6 protein-coding genes and 1 tRNA gene are annotated in these 4,453 nt (G+C 60.0%); 1 reads left to right on the top strand and 6 read right to left on the bottom strand.

Annotated elements, in window-relative coordinates; all coding sequences use genetic code 11:
- Nucleotides 1-245: 245 nt before the first annotated feature.
- A tRNA-Trp gene (locus NUW23_15150) sits at nucleotides 246-321 on the top strand.
- A gap of 96 nt (nucleotides 322-417) precedes the next feature.
- On the opposite strand, the gene NUW23_15145 is transcribed toward NUW23_15150, so the two are convergent.
- The 6 genes from NUW23_15145 to NUW23_15120 form a co-directional block, all read right to left on the bottom strand.
- Nucleotides 418-1,068: a 3-oxoacid CoA-transferase subunit B gene (locus NUW23_15145; protein ID MCR4427495.1), complete on the bottom strand. Its 651-nt coding sequence runs from the start codon at nucleotides 1,066-1,068 to the stop codon at nucleotides 418-420.
- A gap of 27 nt (nucleotides 1,069-1,095) precedes the next feature.
- Entirely contained in the window at nucleotides 1,096-1,746 is a 651-nt protein-coding gene (locus NUW23_15140; GenBank protein ID MCR4427494.1) for a CoA transferase subunit A, read from the bottom strand.
- Nucleotides 1,747-1,752: 6 nt separating this feature from the next.
- Nucleotides 1,753-2,577, bottom strand: coding sequence for a 3-keto-5-aminohexanoate cleavage protein (locus tag NUW23_15135; protein MCR4427493.1), 825 nt, complete (start codon nucleotides 2,575-2,577; stop codon nucleotides 1,753-1,755).
- On the bottom strand, nucleotides 2,570-3,055 hold the full coding sequence (locus NUW23_15130; GenBank protein MCR4427492.1) for a 3-aminobutyryl-CoA ammonia lyase: 486 nt from the start codon (nucleotides 3,053-3,055) through the stop codon (nucleotides 2,570-2,572). The genes NUW23_15135 and NUW23_15130 overlap by 8 nt, the downstream gene beginning before the upstream one ends.
- 27 nt (nucleotides 3,056-3,082) lie before the next feature.
- Nucleotides 3,083-3,859 (bottom strand): cobalamin-dependent protein, encoded by a 777-nt coding sequence (locus tag NUW23_15125; protein MCR4427491.1) that lies wholly within the window; start codon nucleotides 3,857-3,859, stop codon nucleotides 3,083-3,085.
- Nucleotides 3,860-3,864: 5 nt separating this feature from the next.
- Nucleotides 3,865-4,453, bottom strand: a 589-nt coding sequence (locus NUW23_15120; protein ID MCR4427490.1) for a lysine 5,6-aminomutase subunit alpha, incomplete at its 5' end; no start/stop codon positions are given.

Raw genomic sequence — 4,453 nt, 5'->3', positions numbered from 1 at the left:
CCTCCCCGTGATCGAAGAGGGCCTTGGCTGCTCTTGCGTCGTCTCTGCTGGCGAATGGAAAAATATGGGGAACTCAGGACCATTTGTTGGCCAGGGATACCCAGACATGAATCGGCACTATCCGTCACCGCTCAACTGGAAATTCACTGGAACACTATATCGTGAGTGAGTGGGCCTGCGCCCGTGCCTTGACAACGGTCATGCGGGGTTGTAGAATCTAGGTTGAAGACAAAGCCATATCTCGCAGGGGAGTAGCTCAACTGGCAGAGCATCGGTCTCCAAAACCGAGGGCTGCAGGTTCAAGTCCTGTCTCCCCTGCCATCTTTGTACACAAGACGAGGCCGCGCGGGCATCCCGGTGTGGCCTTCAGTCTCGGCATGTATGGCTCGGAACCCTGCGGTTTGACCGCCCGCCCGCTCAAACCTGCATAGTCCGTACTTGTGGGGGCAGGACCAACCTCGCCTCGGTCGCCTCTTGCACCTGTGCTGCTGTGACGCCCGGGGCTGTCTCCCGTAGTACGAGACCTTCTGCTTTCCGCTCTATCACACACATCTCCGTGACGATCATGTCCACCTCAGCACACGCCGTCAGAGGGAGTGTGCACTTTCTGAGGATCTTCGGCCTGCCATCCTTGGTCCTATGCTCCATGGCGACTATAACCCGCTTGGCTCCGACCACAAGGTCCATAGCCCCTCCCATGCCGAAGACCTTTCCTGGAACCGCCCAGTTCGCCAGGTTCCCCTTCTCGTCCACTTCAAGACCACCGAGCACCGTGACGTCCACATGGCCCCCTCGTATTATCGCAAACGACATCGCGGAGTCGAAGAACGCACCGCCAGGCCTCACTGTCGCAGGCTGACCCCCGGCATTGGTGATGTCCGGATCCTCGTGCCCGGGTTCGGGCGGGTTGCCCAGGCCCACCAGGCCGTTTTCGGACTGCAGTACGATTTCGACATCTGGAGGCAAGTACTTCGCAACAAGGGTGGGCATACCTATCCCAAGGTTCACTACGTTTCCGCTCTGGAACTCGGAAGCAATCCGTCTCGCAATGAATTCCCGCGGGTCCATGCTGGGTCCGGCTGGTGCCCTCTCCATCTACTTCACCCCCACCACAGCATCGACAAGGATGCCAGGAGTCATCACCCGATCCGGGTCGATGGAGCCTGCAGCCAGGATATGATCCGCCTCAGCCACGACATAATCCGCTGCGAGCGCCATCACTGGATTGAAGTTCCTGGCGGTCCCCCGGTATACTAGATTGCCCCCGGTGTCCGCCAGGTGGGCCCGAAGAAACGCAATGTCTGCTCTGAGAGGCAGTTCGAGCAGGTAGGTTCGTCCTCCGACAGTGATCCTCTCCTTGCCTTCCTCGACAACCGTGCCGACTCCGGTAGGGGTCAGGATTCCGCCGAGCCCGGCGCCTCCAGCCCGGATTCGCTCGACGAGAGTTCCCTGCGGACACAGCTCGACTTCGAGGGTCCCCTCGACCTTTTGAGAGACGGAATCCTGGTTCAACCCAGTATAGCAGCAGATCACCTTCCTAACCTGCCTGGTCGCAAACAGCCGGCCATACCCTCGGTCGGGAAAAGCCGTGTCGTTGACTATGACAGTGAGGTTCCTGGTGCCCTTTCGGATGATACCTTCCACCAGTCTGGCTGGACACCCGACCGCGAGAAAGCCCCCGAACATCACGGTCATGCCGTCTTCAAGCGGGTCGAGAGCCTGCTCAACTGTTCTCACCTTCGACACCCTGTGTCACCTCCCGGTTCGTGGGATCCCAAGCATCGCACGGGCCTCGTCCGGCGTTGCGATCTCCCTCCCAAGCTCTTTGGCTATCCGAACCACTCTCGAGACGAGCTGTGCGTTGCTTTGTGCCAGGACCCCACGGGCGTAGTAGATGTTGTCTTCAAACCCCACACGCACGTGTCCCCCGAGTACGATCGCCGCAGTTGCCAGGGGAAGCTCCGCACGGCCGATCCCGGCCACTTGCCACCGTGTGCCGGGCGGCAGGCTTTCGACGCAATGGAGCAGATCACGAACGGTGCCTGGAATTCCTCCGGGCACACCCATCACGAAGTCAAAGTAATAGGGCTCGGAGATCAGCCCTTTCTTCGCGAGCCTCATGGCGTTGGCTATCATCCCAGTGTCGAAGCATTCTATCTCAGGTTTGATGTCAAGCTCCTTCATGCGAGAAGCCAAGGCCTCTATCACCCTGGGCTCATTCATGAACACGTGATCGCCGAAGTTCACCGTGCCGGTGGTGAGAGTGGCCATCTCGGGACGAAGGTCGAGTGGGTCCATCCGTCTCTGCCAGGGAGTGCCGACCGCACCCCCGGTGGAGATCTGGATTATGATGTCACACCTCTCCCTTATCTCCGCGATGGTCTCCTCGAACACCCTGGTATCCTGGGTTGGATGGCCTTGAGCATCGCGCACGTGCAAATGGGCAATGGAGGCGCCCGCTTCCCGCGCTTCCGCCGCCGCCTGGGCTATCTCGACCGGTGTGAGCGGAAGGTAGGGGGTCTCCTTCCGGGTCAGCTCCGCCCCAACTAGGGCGGCGCAGATGATGAGTTTATCCACTCTTCATACCCCCTCTCCCGCTCTCAGGCCCCAAAGTCTCTTCAGCGTGTGCTGCCTCGGTGTGTTCAGGATGGCTGCCCCGGTGCTGCCGATCCTTGGGCACCACGCACGTGCCGCTGGCTCGGGTGACTACCACAGGTTCGGTCAGCACGCGGGCGGAGGATGGATTCAGGGGATCGCGACTTCCCGCGATGACCTTCCTCGCCTCGAAGAACATGGCTCTCGATGTGTTCCCGACCCTCGTGATTCGCCCGATTGCCTCGATGAAATCCCCGGCGAACACTGGAGCGACGAACTCCACCATGTCGTAGGCAACGAAGAGCCCTTCGTCTCCGTCGTGGCGGATCAGGAGTTCGGTTGCGACGTCGCCAAACAGTCCGAGTATTCTCGCCCCGTCGACCAGGTCTCCTCCGTAGTGCGCGTCCTGCTGACTCATCCTCACCCTGATCACGGCCTCCGCAGCCTCACCATAGCTCATTGCCCTATCCCTCCTATCCGAGGTTCTCTATCGCTCCTCGGTCAGCCTCGCCGAGGTTCTGTGCTCTCTCCTCACGATCTCCTGAGCGATGTAGGCGGCCACCTGGGAAGGCAGAGTGCCCGGACCGAACCCGGCATCGAACCCGAGCTCCAACGCGAGCTCATGATTTATCCTGGGCCCTCCCGCGATGAGTATGACATCATCCCTGATCCCTTCTGCTTCCACGAGGTCCACGAGTCTGGTCAGGTTGGCGATGTGGACGTTCTTCTGGGTGACTACCTGCGACACCAGGACTGCATCCGCGTCGGTCTCGATGGCCTTCTGGACAAGCGTCTCATTGGGCACTTGGGCTCCGAGGTTATACGTGACAAACCACGGGTACCTCTCCAACCCGTATTCCCCGGCGTACCCCTTCATGTTGATGATCGCATCAATCCCTACGGTATGAGCGTCTGACCCGGTGCAGGCCGCCACCACTGTGATCCTGCGGCCGACTTTCTCTCGGATCAGGTTGTTGACTGCGAAGAAGTCCATAGGCTGCATTTCTACCTTGGGCACGGTGAGCTCAGTCACATCCACAGAGTGGGTGCATCTACCGTACGCAACGAAGAAGGTGAACGGCCCACCCAGGTCACTGGACATGACCACGTCGACGTCTTCGATCCCCATTTTGCGGACGAGTTGCCGCGCCGCCTCTTTGGCCTCTGGGCCGTACCTCAGAGGTAGGGTGAAGCTGAGCTGTATCTTGCCATCGCCCATTGTATCCCCGTAAGGTCGCACGTTCCGAGGGTCCACCGCACGCATGCCACTCACCGCCTTTCCTCGCTGAGGCCGAGTGCATCCATCATGAGTTCCTCAAATGGGTTCCAGTAACGAGGGGATCGCTCCACCACTCCGTCCACCCCCCGCCCACCGTCAGGAGCACGGGAGATACCGGCAAACATCCCGGCTGCGATGGCACCCATGAGCCCAATCTCGCGAACCTTCTCGAGCATCGCCAGGGCACGGGCTAACACTGCCTGTGCACGGGTCTCGATGATCCCTCCGGGACGGAATGAGATGTCCCGGCCCAGTGCACGACAGTTGGTGAAGATGTATTTCGCATTTCTGATGGCAAGGTAACGGTCCTGAATCAACGGAGTGTGAATCGCCTCAGTGAGCATCCCAAGCAACTGTATGGACTGGCCAGTCATCACTCCGGCCAGGTTGAACAGACCGTTCATGAGGAAGCCACGAAAGATGTCGCCGGTCATGTACTTCGTCGGGGGCATGTACTTGAGCGGCGAGTTCGGAAAGATGTCCCGGGCCATCTGGGCCTGGGCGACTTCCCACAGAAAGCCGTTCTGGATCTCGGGGTTCATCTCGAAGGCATGGCCGAGGCCGATCCTCTCATCGGGC

This window comes from Bacillota bacterium (genome assembly GCA_024655925.1).
GTDB lineage: Bacteria > Bacillota > DTU025 > DTU025 > JANLFS01 > JANLFS01.
This window is presented reverse-complemented; position numbering and strand designations above follow the sequence as displayed.

Excerpts from the sequence above, each read along its gene's own strand:
- NUW23_15145 (MCR4427495.1), bottom strand. The coding sequence starts at position 1,068 with ATGGACCCGCGGGAATTCATTGCGAGACGGATTGCTTCCGAGTTCCAG.
- NUW23_15130 (MCR4427492.1), bottom strand. The coding sequence starts at position 3,055 with ATGAGCTATGGTGAGGCTGCGGAGGCCGTGATCAGGGTGAGGATGAGT.
- NUW23_15125 (MCR4427491.1), bottom strand. The coding sequence starts at position 3,859 with ATGCGTGCGGTGGACCCTCGGAACGTGCGACCTTACGGGGATACAATG.